1 protein-coding gene and 1 pseudogene are annotated in these 503 nt (G+C 71.2%); one reads left to right on the forward strand and one right to left on the reverse strand.

What is annotated here, in order from left to right; all coding sequences use genetic code 11:
- A partial coding sequence (locus tag D1825_RS18030) for a hypothetical protein (RefSeq protein WP_158580655.1) occupies window positions 1-266 on the forward strand: 266 nt, incomplete at its 5' end.
- A 16-nt stretch (window positions 267-282) separates the two neighbouring features.
- Here D1825_RS18030 and D1825_RS00030 read toward each other — a convergent pair.
- Window positions 283-503: pseudogene (locus D1825_RS00030) on the reverse strand (aminoglycoside 3'-phosphotransferase); the annotation flags it as partial.

The following is a 503-nucleotide window of genomic DNA, read 5'->3' on the forward strand; positions in this document are numbered from 1 at the left end:
AGTTCCGTCGCCTCGCCAAGGGCCCCGAGGCGCGCGAGAAGGCCGAGAGGACGACGGCCAAGGTGTTCAAGGCCCGCAAGGGCGAGTACGGCGACGGCAACGAGCGCCAGGCCGACTGCATGGCCATCGCCATCACCAAGAAGAAGCAGTACGGCGGCTACACGCAGTACTGCGGCGGGGCGCGCGCGACGTCCGCCAAGGCGCTGTGGAAGGCCTACGGGAAGAAGTACCAGGCGCCCGTCTACACGTTCACGCGCTCGTCCTGACCCGTCACCGAGCGGGTCAGGTGGCGTCCCACAGCCGGCGGTAGAACGCGATCCGCTCGACGTCGGGCTCGACGCCGTACGCGTCGTAGACGAGCGGCGCGAAGCCCGGGCCGTAGTTCCACTCGGTGCTCCACGCCGCGATCGCGAGGTCGGCCCAGCGGTCGGCGGTGCCCAGGGTCCCGAGGTCGACGTGCGCCGCCCACGTGCCGTCGTCGGCCAGCAGGGTGTTGGGCGCGC

Source organism: Cellulomonas rhizosphaerae (assembly GCF_003470205.1).
Lineage (GTDB): Bacteria > Actinomycetota > Actinomycetes > Actinomycetales > Cellulomonadaceae > Cellulomonas > Cellulomonas rhizosphaerae.